Raw genomic sequence first — 19,793 nt, forward strand, 5'->3', positions numbered from 1 at the left:
TTTGCTGCGCCACGGTGGCACGCACCCAGGCGTCGGTGACGCTGACCTGGGCATGTGCCGCCGCCGTGAGGGCGATGGCGGTGAGGGCGAAAGCAATGCGTTTCATGATGAACTCCTTGAGAAAGAAAAAACGAGCGAAGAACCAGCTGGTCAGGGTTGGGGAATCAGTTGCGCGATGTCGTGCGCGTAGTCCTCGGCGGTCTGGTCGTGCCGCAGCACCAGGCGCAGGCGCCCGGACGGATCGAACACGTAGGACTGGGTCGAGTGGTCCATGGTGTAGCTGCTGCCGGTCGGCACCGCCTTGTAGAACACCTTGAACTCGGCGGCGGTGGCCTGCAGCGCCTCGGCATCGCCGCGCAGCGCGACGAAGCTGGGGTCGAACGAGGTCACGTAGTCACGCAGGACCTGGGCGGTGTCGCGCTCGGGATCGACGGTGACGAAGATCATCTGCAGGTGCTCACCGTTGGCGCCCAGCAGGCGCTTGACCTCGGCCGCACGCGCCAGCGCGGTGGGGCAGATGTCGGGGCATTGCACGAAGCCGAAGAACAGCATCACCACCTTGCCGCGAAAGTCGGCCAGCGTGCGCACCTGCCCGTAGACATCCGGCAGGCTGAAGTCGCGGCCGTAGTCGGCGCCGGTGAGGTCGAAGCCGCGAAAGCTGGGCTGCTTTGCGGCCGGACTCAGGCGGTCGCAAGCCGTGATGGCCGCGCCGCCCAGCGCGGCCAGGGTGATGGCGGACAGGCGCACCAAGGCGGTGCGGCGGCCCCTGGTCTGGTCCATGGTGATCTCCTGAAAGCAAGAAAGCGACGCTGAATCAGGCGCCACGGGCGCCGTCAGCTACGAAACCGGGAGCAATCAGGAGAAGGACGGCGGCGCGCGCGCTTGCCAGGGCAGCGCGGCCGCAGAGGGCAGCGGCGCCAGCGCCAGCACGGTCCAGCCACGTGCCGGCAGGCGCGGCGGCTGCGGTGCCACGAAAGGCAGCGGCGGCGGTGCGGAAGCCACCAGACACAGCGGGCAATCCAGGTGGCTGGCGCCCAGTTCGACTGCGCCGTCGTCGCCGAGCACCATGAGCTTGACCTGGCCATCGCTGGCACAGACCAGTTCCATGGCCTGCGGCTGGATCAACGGCGACGCAGCCGCCACGCCCAGCGCCAGCACGAACCACGCCAGCACGAAGCGGACGAGGTGGCGGGCGCGGCGCAGGGATTCCATCGCGCGGCCATTATGGACGACTTGCCGCACGGGTAATTGCCCGAGATCAATTCCGCCAGGCCCGAGCGGCGATGGCGGGTTCGTTCACACCTTCTCAGTACTTCGGCGTGCGGCGCTCCCGCAACGAGGCCACGCCTTCCTGCACGTCGGGGCCGGCGAAGCCCATGAATTCGAGCGCCAACGAGGTGTCGAACGAGGGCCCGGCCTGGCGGTACCAGTTGTTGAGCGAGTACTTGGTCCAGCGGATCGCGGTGGTGCTGCCGGCAGCGAGCTTGTCGGCCACCTCGTAGGCCTTGTCGAGCAGTTGTTCGTCGTCGACGGCAAGCGACACCAGGCCGATGCGCTCGGCTTCCTCGCCGGTCACGGCCTCGCACAGCATCAGGTAGTACTTGGCCTTGGCCATGCCGCACAGGATCGGCCAGCAGATCGCGGCGTGGTCACCCGCCGCCACGCCCAGGCGCGTGTGGCCGTCGACGATCTTGGCCGACTTGGCCGCGATCGAGATGTCGGCCAGCAGCCCCGCCACCAGCCCGGCCCCCACGGCCGGACCGTGCATCGCGCTGACGATCGGCTTGTCGCAGTTGATGACGTTGTAGACCAGGTCGCGCGCCTCCTTCCACACGCGCGAGCGCACGCCGAAGTCGGCCGCCATGTCCTGCACCAGCGCCAGGTCGCCACCGCCGGAAAAGCCCATGCCTTCGCCGCGCAGCACCACGGCGCGAACGCTGTCGTCCTTGTCGACGTCACGCCAGATTTCCGACAGCTCCCAGTGGCCGTCATGGCCGGCGGTGGGCAGCTTGCCGTTCTTGGCCTTCATCTGCAGATCCAGCACGTCGCCATTGGCGCCGCGGCGACTGATGTTGAAGGTCTGGTAGCGGCTGTAGTCGATGGCGGGGGCGCGCATGCGGGTCTCCTCGGTATGTCAAGATGGCTGATCGTAGCCGCACGCCGGCGCACGTTCCGCACACCCCGAGCATGAGTTTCGCCACCCTGCACCGCGACGGCAGCGTCAGCGTCGTCACCCTGAACCGCCCCGAGCGCCTGAACGCCGTCGGCCTGGCGCTGCTGCAGGATCTGCACGCCGTGCTGCGCACCGCGCAGGACGATGCCGACACGCGCGCCATCGTGCTGACCGGCACCGGCCGCGCCTTCTGCGCCGGCGCCGACCTCAAGGACACCGCCTCGGCGGACAGCGCCGCCGGCCTGGGCGCTCGGATGGCCGAGGCGACCCAGCGCATCACCCAGGCCATCACCGGCGGACCCCGGCTGGTGATCGGCGCCATCCACGGCTACGCGGTCGGCGCCGGGCTGGAATGGCTGCTGAACTGCGACCTGGTGGTGGCCAGCGAGGACCTGATCGCCTTCTTCCCCGAGATGCAGCTCGGCCACTTCGTCACCGGCGGCGTCACGCACCTGCTGCCGCAGGCCCTGGGTCACCAGCGCGCGATGGAACTGCTGGTGCTGGGCGAGAGGCTCTCGGCCGAGCGCCTGCGCGCGCTGGGCCTGGTCAATCGCGTGGTGCCACCCGACCGGGTGCTGCCGACGGCGATGGATCTGGCGCGCAGCGTGGCCGAGCGCTCGCCGCTGGCCACGGGCCTGCTCAAGCAGGCGCTCATCGGCGCGTCGGGTGCACTGGCTGCGGCGCTGCAAGTCGAGCAGGTGGGCGCCACGCGCTGCTTCGACGATCCCGACACCGTGCGGCGCAGCGCGGCCTCGTCGAAGCCCGACCGTGCCTGATCCGCACATGAACTACACGCTGCACCACTGCGTCGATGCGCGCTCGTTCCGCACACTGTGGATGCTGGAGGAACTGGGCCTGCCCTATGAGCTGCGCATGCTGCCGTTTCCGCCGCGCGCATCGGCGAAAGACTACCTGGCGCTCAACCCGCTGGGCACCGTGCCGCTATTGACAACGGCCGAGGGCGTGCGCTTGACCGAGTCGGCCGCCAGCTGCCAGTACCTGGCCGCGCGCCACAGCCCCGGCGTGCTCGACGTGGCCGTACACGAAACCGGGTACGCCGCCTACCTGAACTGGCTGCACATGAGCGACGCCACGCTCACCTTCCCACAGACGCTGGTGCTGCGCTATGCGCGTTTCGAGCCGCCCGAGCGCCGACAGCCGCAGGTGGCGCACGACTACGCACGCTGGTTTCTCGGCCGCCTGCGGGCGCTGGAGGCCGCGCTGGCCGACGGCCGCCCGCACCTGTGCGCCGGCCGCTTCACCGCCGCCGACGTGGCGATCGGCTATGCGGTGATGCTGGCGACCTTCATCGAGCTGCCGCAGCCGCTGCCCGCCAGCGTTCTGGCCTACTGGCACGGGCTGGCCGGGCGCCCCGCCTACACCCGCGCGCAGGCGGCGCAGCGCGAAGCCGCCATCGCCCAAGGCGTTTCGACCCGGCCGTCGCCGCTCGGCTGAGCCGCGAGCACCAGCCGCGCTATCCTGCCGCCATGCAAGCCCTGTTCCATCTCGCCTACCACGTCACCGACCTGGACGCGGCGCGCCGCTTCTACGGCGGCGTGCTCGGCTGCCGCGAAGGCCGCAGCACCGACACCTGGGTCGATTTCGACTTCTTCGGCCACCAGCTTTCGCTGCACCTGGGCCAGCCGTTCCAGACCACCGACACCGGCAAGGTCGGCGATCACTGGGTGCCGATGCCGCACCTGGGCCTGATCCTGCAGCGCGCCGACTGGGATGCGATGGCCGAGCGGCTGCGCAAGGCGGGCACCGAATTCGTCATCGAGCCGCAGCTGCGCTTTGCCGGCCAGCCGGGCGAGCAGTGGACCATGTTCTTCCGCGACCCGTTCGGCAACCCGATCGAGGTCAAGGGCTTCGACGATCTGGCAGCCGTGTACGACGCCTGATACCGATTGGCGCGCGGCAGCATAGGAACCCGTCCGCGCTGAGCCGTTCGGCAAGCTGGCGACAGGCTTTGTAGAAGTGCAGGCGTCTGGCAGAGCTTCGACGTGCTCACCCCGAACGGTTCCATGTTCTCGAACGCGACTCCGCGTGATCCTGCGCGAGGTGCCGATCGCCTTCACGCTGCTGCCGGTTTTCGTGTTCCTGGGTGACGGCTTTCTGCGCGTGATGAACCTGTCGCCGCTGTCGCTGCAGATGGCCGGCAGTGTGGTGCTGTTGCTGATCGCGTAGCGCATGGTGTTTCCGCCGCCATGCAGCGCGCTCAGCGCGCCGGCCGCGCCCGGAACACCAGCACCAGCGCCGCCAGCGCCCAGCCCACACCGGCCACCGACACGCGGGCGCGCAGCAGGCTGTCGAGCACCACCAGCACCAGGCCGGCCAGCGCCACCGCCAGCCCAAGCCAGCGCAGGGCAGGCGCGCGCCGCTCCTGGATCAGGAGCGTGGCGATGGGCTGCACGCCCAGGATGGTAGCCAGCGCGCCGGGCGTCAGCCCCTGGTCGAGCGCCAGGAAGTAGGCGCACGAGTAGCCGCCGACCAGCAGCAGCCCGGTGGCGGCCACCTGCGCGCGCATGCCGGGCGCCGGCAGCCACGCGCGCCCGCGCCAGCCGAGCAGTCCGAGAAACACCAGCGCCACGCCGAAGCGCAGCGCCAGCAGCACGAAGGGCGAGGCGTAATCGAGCCCCCAGCGGGAGAAGATGGCGCCGCTGCTCCACAGCAGCACGAACAGCGCCGTCGGCCATACGTTCATGGGAATAACCTGAGATAAGTGCGTTGCCTTCTGGACGGTGCGCGCGGCCGCGCACCGCAGGCGCCGGTCGCGGCGCCAGCCCGTGACAAGGTCAGGCGACGGGCGTCAGCCGGTCGCCCGTGCGCCCGGCGGAGGGGCGGCCACGGAGGGCGGGCTCAGGTGATGGAACGACATGCCGCGCATCATAAGAGCGGAGCGCGCGACGCCACCGCCTCGATGACCCCTGGCGACGCTGCCATGCCGGCCGCGCACTACCATGGCCGTTCACCCCGCACCGGAGACAAGCCATGGACGATCACATCTACAAGCACCTTCACCTCACCGGCTCGTCGACCGAGAGCATCGAGCGGGCCGTGCAAGCCGCGCTCGCCAAGGCGCACGAGTCGGTGCGCAACATCAACTGGTTCAAGGTGGTCGAGACGCGCGGCCACGTGGTGGACGGCCAGGTCGGCCACTGGCAGGTGACGATCGAGGTCGGATTCAGGCTCGACTGAGTCGGCGCCAGCCCGGGCAGCTATCCTTTGCATAGCTGCGCATGCGCGATGAAAGGACGCTGGACCCCGAACTCGGTCACTTGCTGCTCGATGGCGCCGAACAGCGATTCGCCGCCGCGGCCCTTCATCTCGATGCGCACGCTGTCGCCGAAGCGCATGTATCCGGTCTTGGGCGCGCCGTCCTGCAGTGTTTCCATGGCGCGCTTTTCGGCGATGCACGCGTAGCCCTTGGGCCATTCGCGCCGGCCATGCTTCTCCACACCGGCGTTGCTGACGGTGCCGCTGCCGATGATGCTGCCGGCGCGCAGGCGGCGCGTGCGGGCGGCGTGGGCGATCAGCTGGCCGAAGTGGAAGTGCATCTCGGGACCGGCCTCGCACAGGCCGACCTTGCGGCCGTTCCAGCTCACCTGCAGGCTCAGGTGCACGCGGCCGCCCTGCCAGGCGTCGCCAAGTTCATCGGGCGTGACGGCCACCGGGCCGAAGGCGGTCGATGGCTTGCTGTGGAAGAAGCCGAAGCCCTTGGCCAGCTCATCGGGCACCAGGCCGCGCAGGCTGACGTCGTTGGCCAGCATCAGCAAGCGCACGGCATCCAGCCCCTGCTCCGGCGTGGCCGCCATCGGCACATCGCCGGTGATCACCGCCAGCTCGGCCTCGAAGTCGATGCCGAAATCCTCGCTGGCGACGCGGATGTCGTCCTGCGGCCCCAGGAAGTCGTCGCTGCCGCCCTGGTACATCAGCGGATCGGTCAACAGGCTTTCGGGCATTTCGGCGCCGCGCGCGGTGCGCAGCAGCTCGACATGATTGAGGTAGGCCGAGCCATCGGCCCACTGGTAGGCACGCGGCAGCGGCGCCATGCACTGGGCCGGCTCGAACGCGAATGCGTGCCGCGCCTTGCCGCTGTTGAGCGCGTCGTACAGGTCCTGCAGCTGCGGCGAGATGAAGTTCCAGTCGTCCAGCGCCTGCTGCAGGCGGCTGGCGATGCCGGTCGCGTAGTGCGCCGTCGTCAGGTCGCGCGAGACGACCAGCAATTGCCCGTCGCGCGAGCCGTCCTTGTAGCTTGCCAGTTTCATCGATGCTGCCCGGCGACGCTCGGATGGGCCGGGTGCGGGCGATTCTAGGCGCAAGGCATCGGCTTTCCCTGACAGCTCATCAGGGACAACGCGTACACCTTGAATAGCTGTGCTGCGTTCTTATCTATGAGGTGTAGGCAATTTCGCCTGCATGTACCGTCCTGAAGAGGTTCGACGCATTGATGAACACGCTCTACCACTCCGACAGCTTCGCGGTCGTGCATCTGTTGCCGGATCCGCCTGCGGGCACCGACACCACGGAGGGCAAGCCGGTGCTGGCACGCCACGGTTTCGAGATCGTGGACAAGCGCTCCGGCAAGGAGGTCTACCTCGATGGTTTGTGGGCCGAACTGTTCCAGCAGCGCATTGCCGCCTGGCAGGAGAACACGCCGACGCAGGAAGAAGTCGAGAACACGCTGGAAGGCTACGCTGAACTGGCGCAGAACCCGGTCGTCGTGCACTGACACGGCCTTTCCGATCACCTTGACAGCCAAGGCCCGCGCATCGCGTCGGGCCTTTGTTTTCTCCGGCACGTGAAACCTGCGGCCCAGGCACCTTGCGCCAGCGGCGCCGAGAGTGCCGCAGCGCTTCAGCCTCGATCCGGCAGCGCGGTCTGACGCGGCGCCACCCAGCGCCGGTACAGGGGCTCCGCCAGCAGCAGCACCGCCACCAGCCGGCACACCTGGAACGCCGTCACCACCGGCACGCCGAGTTGCAGCACCTTGGCGGTGATCGTCATCTCGGCGATGCCGCCGGGCGCGGTGGCCAGCATCAGCGTCACCGGATGCAGGCCGGTGCCCCACGCCAGCGCCAGGACAAACAGCGCGCAGGCGCCGATCATGCCCACGGTGCCGAGCGCCGCCGCCAGCAGCCAGCGCGGCGCCGCATGCATGAACTGGCGCGTGAAGCGTACGCCCAGGCTGACGCCGATCACCAGTTGCGCCGCGTTGATCAGCGCCGTCGGCACCACGGACAAGTGCACGCCGGCCATGGTCAGACCCATCGCCGCCAGCAGCGCGCCGATGAACCACGGGTTGGCGCGGCCGGTCAGCCGCATCAGCGCCGCCCCCGCGCCAGTGGCCAGCACCAGCCACAGCAGGCCCGGCCACTCGGCCACGCGCGGGCCGGGCGGCATCATGTCGAGCGCCTCGAGCTGCCAGTGCTGGCGCGCCCACTGCATGGCGAACGGCACGCTCAGCACCACCACCGCGATGCGCACGCTGTGGGCGGCCGCCACCAGGTCGGTGCGGCCGCCGCAGCGCTCGGCCAGCAGCGTCATCTCCGAGGCGCCGCCGACGGCGCCGGAGAAGTGGGTCGTCGCCCGCAGTTCCGCCATCGACAGGCCCTGCCGGCCCGGCACCAGGGCGTGCCGCATCCAGGCGCCGAAGCCGACGCCCAGCAGCAGCGCCCACGCGACGCCGAGCAGCGCCGCCCACCACAGGCCCAGCACCAGCGTCGTCACCTCGGGCGTGAAGTACAGGCCCAGCGCGCCGCCGATGGTCCATTGCCCGGCGTTGCGCAGCTCGTTGGCGCTGTGCGTCGGCGCCCCCGCCATGGTGGCGAACGCGGTCGCCAGCAGCGGACCGATCATCCAGGGGATCGGCGTGTTCAGCGCCACGCACAGCAGCGCCGCGACCCACGCCAGCAGCAGGGTGAACAGGGTGCGCAGAAGCTGGCGCATGAGGGCAGGAGAAAACTGCGGCATGGCGGGTGCGATCACGCTTAGCGCTTAGTATGGCGCGATGCGTCCATCGCTCATTCACACGTTGCCGCTGCTCGCGGCTTGGCTGCTCGGCGCCTGCGCGACGCCGGCAACGCCGCTGGGCGCGCCGGAGCAGGCGCGGCTGCAGGCCCTGCTGCCGACCGAGGTGCTGCTGCTGGGCGAGCAGCACGACGCGCCGACCCACCAGCAATTGCAGCGCCAGACGGTCGAATGGCTGGCGGCGCGCGAAAGCTTGGCGGCACTGGCGCTGGAGATGGCCGAGCGCGGCCACAGCACCGCCGGCCTGCCGACCGACGCCAGCGAAGCCCAGGTGCGCGCCGCCCTGGCCTGGCGCCAGCCCGGCGGCTGGCCCTGGGCCAGCTACGGCCCGGTGGTGATGGCCGCGGTGCGCGCCGGCGTGCCGGTGCTGGGCGCCAACCTCCCGAACGCGCGCCAGCGCGAGGTGATGCGCGACGCCACGCTCGACGCGCGCCTGCCACCACCCGCGCTGGCCGAACAGCAGCAGCGCATCCGCGACGGCCATTGCAACGCGCTGCCCGAGTCGCAGATCCTGCCGATGACGCGGGTGCAGATCGCACGCGACATCAGCATGGCCGAAACCGTCAGCGCGGCGCGCCAGCCCGGACGCACGGTGCTGCTGGTGGCCGGCAACGGCCATGTGCACCGCGCACTGGGTGTGCCGGCGCAGTTGCCGGCGGAAGTATCGTACAAGGTGCTGTCAGCGCGCTCGGAGCCGCATGCCGGCGACAGCGCGGCGCCGGACGCGGAGGCCGGCGGCGCCGACCTGGTCTGGGCGACGCCGGCGCTGCCGCCGCGCGACTACTGCGCCGAGTTCCGACGCGCCGCGCCAGCGGCAGCGCGGCCGGCTCAGTGACGACGCGGGTTCCTGGGGTAGCGGTCGGTGCGATCCGGCACGCCATCACGGTCGCGGTCGGTGCGGTAGCGCGGGCGATTGTCATGGCGACCTCCGCGGTAACTGTCGTCGTCGCGCCAGTGGCGTGAACGGCTCGATGCCGGCAGCGGCCGCGCGTCCCAGCGCGGCGGTTGGTAGAGCCAGCGACTGCCTTGCGCGCGCCACGCGGCCGGCACGTAGACATGGCCCGGCCGCGCCTGCACCCAGTGACCGCGGCGCCAGATGTAGTTGCCGTGCCGCCATTCGTAGTGCCCCGCTGCCCACACGTAACCGGGCCGCGCCGCGGGCACCACCTCGTAGCGCGGCGGCGGCGGTGGCGTGCCGATCTGCACCGAGATGATGGCCTGCGCCCGCGCCGTCGTGGGCAGCGCGGCACCGGCCAGGCCAATCACGGCCACGCTGGCGGCCAGCACCAGGGATTTGATCGAGATGGCTTTCATGACTCGCTTCCTTCATGGTCGATGGACAACGAACCCATGGTCGACTGTGCGTGTCAAGCACCTGCAAAGCGACGGAAAAGTAATGCGGTCGCGTGGTATCCAGGTGGGCGACACGCCATCGCCAGGCCGCGGCGAAGGCCCGCAGCGCCAGCCGAGTGGCTTCATCCGGCGATCAGGCCGGGTCTACCAACAAGCGCCTGAGCACCTTGCCCGAGCCCGTGGCCGGCAAGGCATCGATGAAGACCACGTGGCGCGGCGCCTTGTAGGTCGCCATGTTCTCCCGGCTCCAGGCGATCAGCTCGTCGGCCGACACGGCGGCACCCGGCTGCTTGACGATGAAGGCCTTGACCACCTCGCCCTTCTCGGGATCCGGCTCGGCCCGCACCGCCGCCTGCGCCACGGCAGGGTGCCGGATCAGGATGCTTTCCACCTCCTCCGGGAACACGCTGTAGCCCGAGACCTTGATCATCTCCTTGGTGCGGCCGATGAAAGTCAGGTAGCCGTCCTCGTCCATTCGGCCCTGGTCGCCGGTCCAGACCCAGCCGTCCTTCAGCGTCGTCGCCGTGGCCTCCGGCTTGTTCCAGTAGCCCTTGAAGTTGCCGGGCGACATCAGCGTGATCTCGCCCACCGCGCCGACTGGCTGCTCGGCGCCAGTCTCCGGATCGACGATGCGGATCGTGACCCCCGGCATCGCTCGGCCGTGCGTGCCCCAGCGGATCGCGTCCGGCGGCATGCCGGTGTCCATGGTGTGCGTTTCGCTCAGGCCATAGGCGGCCTCGTAGCTGATGCATGGGCCGCGCGTGAAGTCCTGCCACTGCCGCGCCAGCGCTTCGGTGAAGGTGATACCGAAGCTGGTGACCGGGTTGCGCCGCAGGCTGCGCAGCTCGAAGCGCTGGCCATCCGCCACCTGCATGCAGGCGACGTTCATCGGGGCAATCGAATACCAGTGCGTGACCCGGTAGGCCTGAATGGCCTGCAGCACCGCCAGCGGATCGAAGCGCAGCAGCAGCACCTGCGTGGCGCCCGCGAGGATCGGCACGTTGACCCCCATCAGCATGCCGGCGATGTGGTAGAGCGGCGCCACTGACAGCGCCACGTCCTGCGCGCCAACCTCGTTCGCCTGCATCGTCACGCGAGCCTTGAACAGCGCATTGCCGTAGCTCAGCATGGCGCCCTTGGGCAGGCCGGTGGTGCCGCTGGTGTAGGTCATCAGCGCCACGTCGTCGAGCGAAACGCGCGTCGGCGCCGGGCGTCGGCCCGCCTGTGCGCCCTGCCTGGCGATCTGCAGCATGTCGCCGCAGTCCTCGGGCAGCGGCGCGGTCGCACCGCGCAGCTCGGCGGGCAGCTCGATGCCGGGCCGATCCGGCAGCAGATCGCCATAGCGCAGCGCCAGCACGTGTTCCAGCCGGGTCTGCGCGCGCACCTGCTCGACGATGGGCAGCAAGCCGTCGGCGGCGATGATCACGCGCGCGCCCAGGTCGTCCAACTGGTACTGCAGCTCGTGCGCCTTGTTCAGCGGCCCGCAGGGGCAGACGATGGCGCCGATCTTCTGGATCGCGTAATGCGCCAGGATGTACTGCGGACAGTTGTTCATGAACAACGCCACCGGCGCGCCCTTGCCGACGCCGATGGCCTGCAGGTACGCGCCCAGCGCATCGCTCCAGTCATCCAGTTCACGCCAATTGATGGCGCGGCCGTACCAGACGATGGCCGCATCATCGGGACGCTCGCGCGCATGGCGGCGCAGGTGTTCGTGCAAGGGCTGTCCGGTGCGGCTGGGCATGGTGACTCCTGGGTTTGGCGCGCGGATCAATATAGCGAGCCCGGCGCCCGCCCGCGTCCACCCGGCATCGCCTGCGCGACAGCGCCGGTGGCGCGCTGCGACAATCGCGCCCGATGCAAGACACCACCTATATCCTGACCCTGTCCTGCCCGGACCAGCGCGGCATCGTGCACGCCGTGTCGGGCTTTCTGCTGGAGCGCAGCGGCAACATCGAGGAAGCGGCGCAGTACAACGACGCCGACACCGGCCTGTTCTTCATGCGCGTGCGCTTCGCCTGCCCGGAGCCGCTTGCCGAGGCGCTGCGCGGGCAGATCGGCGCGCTGGCCGAACGCTTCGGCATGCGCTGGCAGCTGCACGAAGCGGCGCAACCAGTGCGCACCGTGATCTTCGTCAGCCGCGAAGGCCACTGCCTGAACGACCTGCTGTTCCGCTGGAAGTCGGGCCTGCTGCCGCTCGACATCCGCGCCATCGTCAGCAACCACCGCGACTTCTACCAGCTCGCGGCCAGCTACAACGTGCCGTTCCACCACATCGCGGTGAGCAAGGCGAACAAGGCGCTGGCCGAGGCGCGGCAACTCGAGGTCATCGATGGCGAAGGCGCCGAGCTGGTGGTGCTGGCACGCTACATGCAGGTGCTGTCGGACGCCATGTGCCAGCGCCTGGCCGGGCGCGCCATCAACATCCACCACAGCTTCCTGCCCAGCTTCAAGGGCGCCAAGCCCTACTACCAGGCGCACGACCGCGGCGTGAAGCTGATCGGCGCCACCGCGCACTACGTGACGGCCGACCTGGACGAGGGCCCGATCATCGAGCAGGACGTGGCGCGCGTGGACCACAGCCTGACCGTCGACGACCTGACCGCGATCGGGCGCGACACCGAAAGCCAGGTGCTGGCGCGCGCGGTGCAGTGGCACAGCGAGCACCGTGTGCTGCTGAACGGGCAGCGTACGGTGGTGTTCAGGTAACTATCCCCCCTGAGTCGGCCTGCGGCCGCCTTCCCCCCAGGGGGCAACGCTGGCGGCCGGGGGAACCCCGGCCACGGCGTTCTGGCATGGCCTGCTCCGCGGCCCTCTTGGCGGGCTGGCTGACGCAGTCCGCCCACCGATTCAGACAGCTTTGTAGGAGGCCGGCCGTGCGCCAAAGATTGCCGTGCCCACCCGCACTATGGTCGAGCCGGCGGCGATCGCCGCCTCGAGGTCGGCGCTCATGCCCATCGACAGCGTGTCCAGCCCCAGGCCGTGCGCGTTCAGCTGATCGAACAAGGCCTTGGTGCGGGCATGGACGGCGCGCGCCGATTCGAAATCGGGGCTGGGCTCGGGAATCGTCATCAGGCCGCGCACACGCAGGCGTGGCAGCACGGCAACCGCCTGCGCCAGCGCCAGCGCGTCTGCCGGCGCCACACCCGACTTGGTAGCGCCGCCGTCGATGTTGACCTGGATGCAGACGTTCAGCGGCGCCAGCGCATCCGGCCGCTGGGCCGACAGGCGCTCGGCGATCTTCAGCCGGTCCAGCGTGTGCACCCAGTCGAACTGCTCGGCCACCGGCCGCGTCTTGTTGCTCTGGATCGGGCCGATGCAGTGCCACTCGAGCGGCAGATCGCGCAGGGCGCCGAGCTTGTCGCCCGCCTCCTGGATGTAGTTCTCGCCGAAGGCGCGCTGGCCAGCGGCATGCGCCGCCCGCACCGCGTCGGCGCCGAAGGTCTTGGATACCGCCAGCAGGGCGACCCCGGCCTCGTCCCGTCCGGCGGCGCGGCAGGCCGCTGCGATGCGGGCGCGGACTTCCTGGAGATTGCTGGCGATGGTCGTCATAATGGCTGCAGCGTATCAAAGTGAAAATGAAGTTTCATCCGATGAAGCTTCACAAGAACAAGCTCGCATCGCACATCAGGGAAGGCGGATCGTGGACATCACCCAGCTGCTGGCTTTCAGCGTCAAGAACCAGGCCTCGGACCTGCACCTGTCGGCCGGCCTGCCGCCGATGATCCGCGTGCACGGCGACGTGCGCCGGCTCAACGTCGAACCGCTCGACCACAAGCAGGTGTTCGGCATGCTCTACGACATCATGAGCGATGCCCAGCGCAAGGCCTACGAGGAGCATCTGGAGGTCGACTTTTCCTTCGAGGTGGAAGGCCTGGCGCGCTTTCGCGTCAACGCCTTCAACCAGGCGCGCGGCGCGGCTGGCGCGCTGCGCACCATTCCAAGCCGCATTCTGACGCTCGATGAACTGGGCACGCCGAAGATTTTCGCCGACCTGGCGCTCAAGCCGCGCGGGCTGGTGCTGGTGACCGGACCCGCCGGCTCGGGCAAGTCGACCACGCTGGCGGCCATGCTGAACCACCTGAACGAATCGCGCCATGCGCACGTGATCACGGTCGAGGACCCGATCGAGTTCGTGCACGAGTCGAAGAAGTGCCTGATCAACCAGCGCGAGGTCGGCGCCCACACGCTCAGCTTCGCCAACGCCCTGCGCTCGGGCCTGCGCGAGGACCCGGACGCGGTGCAGGTCGGCGAGATGCGCGACCTGGAGACGATCCGCCTGGCACTGACCGCCGCCGAGACCGGCCACCTGGTGTTCAGCACCCTGCACACCTCGTCGGCAGCCAAGACCATCGACCGCATCATCGACGTCTTCCCGGCCGAGGAAAAGGAGATGGTGCGCGCCATGCTGTCGGAGTCGCTGGTGGCGGTGATCTCGCAGACCCTGTGCAAGCGCAAGGACGGCAGCGGCCGCGTGGCGGCGCACGAGATCATGATCGGCACCCCGGCGATCCGCAACCTGATCCGCGAAGGCAAGGTGGCGCAGATGTACTCGACCATGCAGACCGGCCACAGCTTCGGTATGCAGACGCTGGACCAGTGCCTCACCGACCTGGTGCGGCGCAACGTGATCAGCGCGGCCGAGGCGCGCATCCGCGCCAAGATCCCCGAGAACTTTCCTGACTGACAACCCCTGCTTGCGGGCACCCCGGCCCGCGGAGTGCACACGCCATGGAACAAGACCAGGCCAGCCAGTTCATCACCGATCTGCTGCAGCTGCTGCTGGCGCGCAAGGGCAGCGATCTGTTCATCACCGCCGGCTTTCCGCCGGCGATCAAGGTCGACGGCATCATCCACAAGGCGTCGGCGCAGAACCTGAGCGCCGCGCACACGCTGACCCTGGTACGCGCCGTCATGAACGACCGCCAGGCGACCGAGTTCGAGCGCAGCAAGGAATGCAACTTCGCCATCGCGCCGGCCGGCATCGGGCGCTTCCGCTGCAACGCCTTCGTGCAGCAGGGCCAGGTCGGCATGGTGCTGCGGGTGATTCCGCAGCAGCTGCCGACCATCGACGGCCTCGGCATGCCGCAGATCCTGAAGGAGATCGCCATGTCCAAGCGCGGGCTGGCGATCCTGGTCGGCGCCACCGGCTCGGGCAAGTCGACCACGCTGGCGGCGATGATCGACTGGCGCAACCAGCACACGCAGGGCCACATCGTCACGGTGGAGGATCCGATCGAGTTCGTGCATGCGCACAAGAACTGCATCGTCACGCAGCGCGAGATCGGCATCGACACCGACGGCTGGGAAGTGGCGCTGAAGAACTCGCTGCGTCAGGCGCCCGACGTGATCCTGATGGGCGAGATCCGCGACCGCGAGACCATGGAGCACGCGGTCGCCTTCGCCGAGACCGGCCACCTGTGCCTGGCCACGCTGCACGCCAGCAACGCCAACCAGGCGCTCGACCGCATCATCAACTTCTTCCCCGAGGAGCGGCGCCAGCAGCTGCTGATGGACCTGTCGCTGAACCTGCGTGCGCTGGTCTCGCAGCGGCTCATCATGCGCCAGGACGGCAAGGGCCGCACCGCCGTGGTCGAGATCATGCTGAACTCGCCGCTGATCAGCGACCTGATCTTCAAGGGCGATGTCACCGAGATCCGCGAGATCATGAAGAAGAGCGGCGAACTCGGCATGCGCACCTTCGACCAGTCGCTGTTCGAGGCCTTCGAGGCCGGCCTGATCAGCTACCAGGACGCGCTGCGCAACGCCGATTCGGCCAACGACCTGCGCCTGCGCATCAAGCTCAGCAGCGAGCGCGCCAAGTCGCCCGACCTGGCGGCCGGCACCGAGCATCTGGAGATCATGTGAGCCCGGTGCACGGCCTAGAATCCGCCGCATGAACACCCAGATCGGCACCAAGGCCTACGAAACCACCCCGCCGCGCCGCGTCGCCTTCCTCGGCCTCGGCGTCATGGGCTACCCGATGGCCGGCCATCTGGCGCTGGCCGGGCACGAGCTGACGGCCTACAACCGCAACGCAGCCAAGGCCGATGCCCTGGTGGCGCAACTGGGCGGCCAGGCCAGGGTTGCGCGCGCCGACACGCCGGCGCAGGCGGCCGCCCGGGCCGACATCGTGTTCTGCTGCGTCGGCAACGACGACGACCTGCGCTCGGTGGTGCTGGGCGAGACCGGCGCCCTGGCCGGCATGAAGCCGGGCGCCGTCTTCGTCGACCACACCACGGCCTCGGCCAACGTGGCGCGCGAGCTCGACGCGGCGGCGCGCGCCAGGGGGCTGCATTTCGTCGACGCGCCGGTTTCCGGCGGCCAGGCCGGCGCGCAGAACGGCCAGCTGACGGTGATGTGCGGCGGCGAGCAGGCCGCCTTCGACACCATCCGGCCGGTGGCGATGGCGTTCGCGCGCGCCGTCACCCTGCTCGGCCCCAGCGGCGCCGGGCAGCTGACCAAGATGGTCAACCAGATCTCGATCGCCGGGCTGATCCAGGGCCTGTCGGAGGCGATCGCCTTCGGCCAGCGCGCCGGGCTCGACATGAACCAGGTGCTCGACGTCATCAGCAAGGGTGCGGCGCAGAGCTGGCAGCTGGACAACCGCGGCCCGACCATGGTGCAGGACCGGTTCGACTTCGGCTTCGCCGTCGACTGGATGCGCAAGGACCTCGGCCTGTGCCTGGACGAGGCCAAGCGCAACGGCGCCCGCCTGCCGGTGACCGCGCTGGTGGATCAGTTTTACGCCGATGTGCAGCAGCTCGGCGGCAGCCGCTGGGACACCTCCAGCCTGATCAAGCGCCTGAAATAGGCCCGGCGGCATCCGCCGCGCGGGCAAACGCCGCCGTTATTTCACCGGCGGCAGTTGCTGCACCTGCACCGGCTGACGCGCCGGTTCGATCACCGGCTGCGTCACCGGATGCGTCACGGCGCCGATCGGCTCGGGGTCCGTGGCGGGCGCCTGCGGGGCGGCACTACCGGCCGGATCACGTGGCGTCACCGACTGGTCGCTGATGTAGTCGATCACGCGCACCACGCGCCGCACGCCGGGGGTGGTGCGCGCCGCTTCGGTCGTCAGTTCGGTCTCGCTGCGCGTCAGGCGCCCCATCAGGTACACGGTGCCGCGCTCGCTGACGACCTTGATGCTGTTGGCCGGCACGCCGTTGGTGCTCAGCAGCTTGCTCTTGACACGGCCGGTCAGGATGGTGTCATCCGACTGCTGGTTCATGCTGGCGACTGGCATCACCGCCAACTCGTTGACCACGCCCGCCACCTCGGGCACCGCGGCCACCGCCGCCTGCACCTTGCGGCGCTCGTCCTCGCCCGGCACCTCGCCGGTCAGCAGCACCTTGCGGTAGTAGCTGACCACGTTCACGCGGCCGCGCTCGCCGACCAGTTCGTTGGCCCGATTGGTGGCGCGCACCTCGATCGCCTGGTCGGCCACCCGGGTCTGCGCGCTACGGCGCTCGACCGTGGCCAGCGTGCCGACTGCGGCCGCGCCGCCGATCACCGCCGCCGCGCAGCCGGCCAGGCCGCCTGCCACCAGCACCATCGCCAAACCGGCACCCATCAGCCGGGTTGCACCTGAATTCATGCAGGAATCTCCTCATCGCCAAGCAGTTGCTGATCGAGCCCGTCGCACAGGCAGTGCAGCACCAGCTGGTGCGCCTCGTGGATGCGCGGCGTGCGCTCGTGCGGCACGCTGACGTGCACGTCGGTCTCGCGCAGCAGCCGGCCCAGCTCGCCGCCGCCGCGGCCGGTGAGCGCGATCACGCTCATCTCGCGCTCGTGGGCAGCCTGCGCGGCGCGCACCAGGTTGGCGGCATTGCCGTCCGGCGACACGATCAGCAGCACGTCGCCGGCGCTGCCGAGTGCGCGCACCTGGGCCGCGAAAGCATCGGCGTAGTCACCACGCCGCGCCAGCGCGGTCAGCGTCGCGCCGTCGGAGCCCAGCGCCAGCGCCGGCAACTCGGGCCGCTGGCGCTCGAATCCGCCCACCATCAGCGCCGCCAGGTACTGCGCCAGCGCAGCCGAGACGCCGTTGCCGCACACCAGCAGCTTGCCGCCGTCGGTGACGCAGGCCAGCAGCGCCTGCACCGCATCGGCGATCGGCCGTGCTGACGCCTGCGCCCACTGGTACTGCAGGTCGGCGCTGTCGATGAAGTGGCGCTGGATCCGTTGCTCGAGCATCGGCGCCGATCATAACGCCGGAACTGCAGCACGGTGCAAATTTAGGAGCAGACCGCCACGCTGGCCGGACAGGCCACGGCAACGGCGTTCCGATCACCGGCGCGGCCGCTCAGCCGGCGTCGAAGGCCGCCTTGAGCCACTCGATGCGCTCGCCGTCGATCGCCACCACATCGAAGCGGCACGGCGGCGGGCTGCGGTGGCGCAGCAGGTAGTGCCGCGCCGCCAGCACGATGCGGCCCTGCTTGATCGCACCGATGCTGGCGGCGGCACCGCCGCGCGAAGCGTCGATGCGCGCCCGCACCTCGACGAACACCAGGGTGCCATCGGGCTCGCGCAGGATCAGGTCGATCTCGCCACCGCCGCGGCCGGGCGTCCGATAATTGCGCTCGACCAGGCGCAGGCCCTGGGCCCGCAAATGCGCCAGGGCCGCCTGCTCGGCCGCGCTGCCGCGCGTGCGCGTGTTGCCGCCGCCCAGCCAGCCGGGCATCAGTGCCACGGCGAATCCGAAAGAGCCCGCATGACCACCTCCCCGCCCGTCGGCAAATCCCGCTTCCATGCCGCGCTCGAAGCCGCGCGCCTGGCCGCCGGGCCGCAGCATTATCCGGCCGGCGCGCTGTACGTGGTGGCGACGCCGATCGGCAACCTGGCCGACATCACGCTGCGCGCGCTGCACGTGCTGGCGCTGGTGGATGCGATCGCCTGCGAGGACACCCGCCACACGCAACAATTGCTGCGCGCCTACGAGATCGACGCCGGGGCCTTGATTGCACTGCATGAGCACAACGAGGCCGAAGCCGCGCAGGCCGTCATCGCGCGCCTGCAGGCCGGCCAGCGCGTGGCCTACGTCAGCGATGCCGGCACGCCGGCGGTCAGCGATCCGGGCGCGCGCCTGGCCGCTGCCTGCGCCGCCGCCGGCCTGCGCGTGGTGCCGCTGCCGGGCGCCAGCAGCGTGACGACGGCACTCAGCGCCGCCGGCCTGGCGGGCGACGGCCAGTTCGTGTTCACCGGCTTCCTGCCGGCCAAGGCGAGCGAACGGGCCGCTGCCGTGCAGGCGCTGGGTGCCGAGCCGCGCGCCCAGGTGCTGCTGGAAGCACCGCACCGCATCGGTGCGCTGGCGCAAGACCTGGCCACGCTGGGCGCCCGCGCCATCACCGTGGCGCGCGAACTGAGCAAGCAGTTCGAGCAGATCGTTACCATGACCTGTGCCGAACTGCCCGCCTGGCTGGCGACCGACGCGCAGCGCCAGCGCGGCGAGTTCGTGCTGGTGCTGCACCCCGACACCGGCGCCGCGCCGGCGGATGACGGCGAAAAGCTGCTGCGTCTGCTGCTGGCCGAGCTGCCGCTGAAGACTGCCGTCAGGCTGGCGGCCGAGATCAGCGGCCAGCCGCGCAACGCGCTGTACCAGCGTGCCCTGGCCTCGCGTGAGACACCCGCCGCCTGACTGCGGCAGCGCGCTCCGGTCCGCTCAGCGGCTGGCTTGCGGCCCCGGCGTGCGCGCCACGTTCATCAGCCAGCAGACCATGGCAAAGTAGCCGATCAGGCTGAGCAGCTCGACCAGCGTCGCCTCGCCCCATTCGGCACGTGCACTGGCTCAGGTCTCATCGCCAAGCCGGTGCTGACCAATGATTTCGCGCGCCACCTGTTGCGCCAGCACCAGCGCGCCGGACGTGCCGTCCGGCAGCGGCCGATGCGCCTCGAGGGCATCGAGCGCCGCCACCGGCACGCCGGCCGCCGCGGCCAGCGGTCGGTGCATGTCCCACTCGAACACGTTGGAAAGATCGCGCGCCACCACGCAGATCGTCCACTCGCGCAACGCCGGTTCCAGCGTGCCCTGGTAGCGCAGCGTTTCCCCGACCTTGCCGACCGCACGCAGCAGCGACGGGCGATGCAGCAAGGGCCGGAACGGCCCATAGACGCCGCCGCGCGGTCCCTCAATGAGTTCCTGGGCCGCCTGTTGCTGATCCGGGCTCAGGCTTGCCGGCGGGCCGATGCGCTCAGGCAGGCCGCGCTCGGGGAACGCCACGGCGGGATGATCGGAATGTGT

At 69.8% G+C, this 19,793-nt stretch carries 24 protein-coding genes and 1 pseudogene; 12 read left to right on the forward strand and 13 right to left on the reverse strand.

Annotated elements, in window-relative coordinates:
* Positions 1-150: 150 nt before the first annotated feature.
* The 3 genes from PK606_RS08165 to PK606_RS08175 form a co-directional block, all read right to left on the reverse strand.
* On the reverse strand, positions 151-780 hold the full coding sequence (locus PK606_RS08165) for an SCO family protein (RefSeq protein ID WP_324562618.1): 630 nt from the start codon (positions 778-780) through the stop codon (positions 151-153).
* Positions 781-855: 75 nt separating this feature from the next.
* Entirely contained in the window at positions 856-1,212 is a 357-nt protein-coding gene (locus PK606_RS08170; protein ID WP_324562620.1) for a DUF2946 family protein, read from the reverse strand.
* Between the two features lie 94 nt (positions 1,213-1,306).
* Positions 1,307-2,101, reverse strand: coding sequence for an enoyl-CoA hydratase/isomerase family protein (locus tag PK606_RS08175; RefSeq protein ID WP_324562760.1), 795 nt, complete (start codon positions 2,099-2,101; stop codon positions 1,307-1,309).
* 86 nt (positions 2,102-2,187) lie between these two features.
* On the opposite strand from PK606_RS08175, the gene PK606_RS08180 reads away from it, so the two are divergent.
* From PK606_RS08180 to PK606_RS08195, 4 genes are all read left to right on the forward strand, one after another.
* On the forward strand, positions 2,188-2,949 hold the full coding sequence (locus tag PK606_RS08180; protein ID WP_324562622.1) for an enoyl-CoA hydratase/isomerase family protein: 762 nt from the start codon (positions 2,188-2,190) through the stop codon (positions 2,947-2,949).
* A gap of 7 nt (positions 2,950-2,956) precedes the next feature.
* Complete coding sequence (locus PK606_RS08185) at positions 2,957-3,628, forward strand: glutathione S-transferase family protein (RefSeq protein ID WP_324562624.1); 672 nt, start codon at positions 2,957-2,959, stop codon at positions 3,626-3,628.
* Between the two features lie 32 nt (positions 3,629-3,660).
* Positions 3,661-4,074, forward strand: coding sequence for a VOC family protein (locus tag PK606_RS08190; protein WP_324562626.1), 414 nt, complete (start codon positions 3,661-3,663; stop codon positions 4,072-4,074).
* Positions 4,075-4,219: 145 nt separating this feature from the next.
* Positions 4,220-4,360 (forward strand): MarC family protein, encoded by a 141-nt coding sequence (locus tag PK606_RS08195; protein WP_502920807.1) that lies wholly within the window; start codon positions 4,220-4,222, stop codon positions 4,358-4,360.
* Between the two features lie 64 nt (positions 4,361-4,424).
* Here the strand turns inward: PK606_RS08195 and PK606_RS08200 are convergent.
* Positions 4,425-4,883: pseudogene (locus PK606_RS08200) on the reverse strand (EamA family transporter); the annotation flags it as partial.
* A gap of 281 nt (positions 4,884-5,164) precedes the next feature.
* Between PK606_RS08200 and PK606_RS08205 the strand changes: the two are divergent.
* Positions 5,165-5,371 carry a dodecin gene (locus tag PK606_RS08205; RefSeq protein WP_324562629.1) on the forward strand — a complete coding sequence of 69 codons (207 nt, stop codon included), beginning with the start codon at positions 5,165-5,167 and terminating at the stop codon, positions 5,369-5,371.
* A 20-nt stretch (positions 5,372-5,391) separates the two neighbouring features.
* Here PK606_RS08205 and PK606_RS08210 read toward each other — a convergent pair whose 3' ends face one another.
* Entirely contained in the window at positions 5,392-6,441 is a 1,050-nt protein-coding gene (locus tag PK606_RS08210) for a fumarylacetoacetate hydrolase family protein (RefSeq protein ID WP_324562631.1), read from the reverse strand.
* Positions 6,442-6,623: 182 nt separating this feature from the next.
* Between PK606_RS08210 and PK606_RS08215 the strand changes: the two genes are divergently transcribed.
* On the forward strand, positions 6,624-6,905 hold the full coding sequence (locus PK606_RS08215; protein ID WP_324562632.1) for a BTH_I0359 family protein: 282 nt from the start codon (positions 6,624-6,626) through the stop codon (positions 6,903-6,905).
* A gap of 125 nt (positions 6,906-7,030) precedes the next feature.
* Here PK606_RS08215 and PK606_RS08220 read toward each other — a convergent pair whose 3' ends face one another.
* Entirely contained in the window at positions 7,031-8,122 is a 1,092-nt protein-coding gene (locus PK606_RS08220; RefSeq protein WP_324562634.1) for an AbrB family transcriptional regulator, read from the reverse strand.
* Positions 8,123-8,183: 61 nt separating this feature from the next.
* Between PK606_RS08220 and PK606_RS08225 the strand changes: the two genes are divergently transcribed.
* A complete protein-coding gene (locus tag PK606_RS08225) occupies positions 8,184-9,038 on the forward strand; it encodes a ChaN family lipoprotein (RefSeq protein ID WP_324562636.1) in 855 nt (284 codons plus the stop codon).
* On the opposite strand, the gene PK606_RS08230 is transcribed toward PK606_RS08225, so the two are convergent.
* Both PK606_RS08230 and PK606_RS08235 read right to left on the reverse strand, forming a co-directional pair.
* On the reverse strand, positions 9,032-9,517 hold the full coding sequence (locus PK606_RS08230) for a YXWGXW repeat-containing protein (protein ID WP_324562639.1): 486 nt from the start codon (positions 9,515-9,517) through the stop codon (positions 9,032-9,034). The genes PK606_RS08225 and PK606_RS08230 overlap by 7 nt on opposite strands.
* A 172-nt stretch (positions 9,518-9,689) precedes the next feature.
* Positions 9,690-11,300: an AMP-binding protein gene (locus PK606_RS08235; protein ID WP_324562641.1), complete on the reverse strand. Its 1,611-nt coding sequence runs from the start codon at positions 11,298-11,300 to the stop codon at positions 9,690-9,692.
* Between the two features lie 113 nt (positions 11,301-11,413).
* On the opposite strand from PK606_RS08235, the gene purU reads away from it, so the two are divergent.
* A complete protein-coding gene (purU, locus tag PK606_RS08240; RefSeq protein WP_324562643.1) occupies positions 11,414-12,265 on the forward strand; it encodes a formyltetrahydrofolate deformylase in 852 nt (283 codons plus the stop codon).
* A 141-nt stretch (positions 12,266-12,406) separates the two neighbouring features.
* Here the strand turns inward: purU and PK606_RS08245 are convergent, their stop codons facing one another.
* The gene (locus PK606_RS08245) at positions 12,407-13,108 is read right to left on the reverse strand and encodes a YggS family pyridoxal phosphate-dependent enzyme (protein WP_324562645.1); all 702 of its coding nucleotides are present in this window, start codon (positions 13,106-13,108) and stop codon (positions 12,407-12,409) included.
* A gap of 91 nt (positions 13,109-13,199) precedes the next feature.
* Between PK606_RS08245 and PK606_RS08250 the strand changes: the two genes are divergently transcribed.
* Genes PK606_RS08250 through PK606_RS08260 form a run of 3 tightly spaced genes read left to right on the forward strand, consistent with a single transcriptional unit; the run spans position 13,200 to position 16,370 of the window.
* Positions 13,200-14,243 (forward strand): type IV pilus twitching motility protein PilT, encoded by a 1,044-nt coding sequence (locus tag PK606_RS08250; RefSeq protein ID WP_324562648.1) that lies wholly within the window; start codon positions 13,200-13,202, stop codon positions 14,241-14,243.
* Positions 14,244-14,287: 44 nt separating this feature from the next.
* Entirely contained in the window at positions 14,288-15,424 is a 1,137-nt protein-coding gene (locus PK606_RS08255; protein ID WP_324562650.1) for a PilT/PilU family type 4a pilus ATPase, read from the forward strand.
* Between the two features lie 28 nt (positions 15,425-15,452).
* Positions 15,453-16,370: an NAD(P)-dependent oxidoreductase gene (locus tag PK606_RS08260; RefSeq protein WP_324562651.1), complete on the forward strand. Its 918-nt coding sequence runs from the start codon at positions 15,453-15,455 to the stop codon at positions 16,368-16,370.
* Between the two features lie 36 nt (positions 16,371-16,406).
* Here PK606_RS08260 and PK606_RS08265 read toward each other — a convergent pair whose 3' ends face one another.
* The 3 genes from PK606_RS08265 to PK606_RS08275 all read right to left on the reverse strand — a co-directional run bounded on the left by PK606_RS08265 (position 16,407) and on the right by PK606_RS08275 (position 18,236).
* On the reverse strand, positions 16,407-17,153 hold the full coding sequence (locus PK606_RS08265) for a BON domain-containing protein (protein WP_324562653.1): 747 nt from the start codon (positions 17,151-17,153) through the stop codon (positions 16,407-16,409).
* Complete coding sequence (locus PK606_RS08270) at positions 17,150-17,749, reverse strand: SIS domain-containing protein (protein WP_324562655.1); 600 nt, start codon at positions 17,747-17,749, stop codon at positions 17,150-17,152. Before PK606_RS08270 ends, PK606_RS08265 begins: the two co-directional genes overlap by 4 nt.
* A gap of 109 nt (positions 17,750-17,858) precedes the next feature.
* Entirely contained in the window at positions 17,859-18,236 is a 378-nt protein-coding gene (locus tag PK606_RS08275; protein WP_324562762.1) for a YraN family protein, read from the reverse strand.
* A gap of 30 nt (positions 18,237-18,266) precedes the next feature.
* On the opposite strand from PK606_RS08275, the gene rsmI reads away from it, so the two are divergent.
* Positions 18,267-19,190 carry a 16S rRNA (cytidine(1402)-2'-O)-methyltransferase gene (gene rsmI, locus PK606_RS08280; RefSeq protein WP_324562658.1) on the forward strand — a complete coding sequence of 308 codons (924 nt, stop codon included), beginning with the start codon at positions 18,267-18,269 and terminating at the stop codon, positions 19,188-19,190.
* Positions 19,191-19,340: 150 nt separating this feature from the next.
* Here the strand turns inward: rsmI and PK606_RS08285 are convergent, their stop codons facing one another.
* Positions 19,341-19,772, reverse strand: a complete 432-nt coding sequence (locus PK606_RS08285; RefSeq protein ID WP_324562660.1) for a carboxymuconolactone decarboxylase family protein — start codon at positions 19,770-19,772, stop codon at positions 19,341-19,343.
* Between the last annotated feature and the right edge of the window lie 21 nt (positions 19,773-19,793).

The organism is Ottowia sp. (assembly GCF_035444425.1).
In the GTDB taxonomy this organism is placed as follows: Bacteria; Pseudomonadota; Gammaproteobacteria; order Burkholderiales; family Burkholderiaceae_C; genus Ottowia.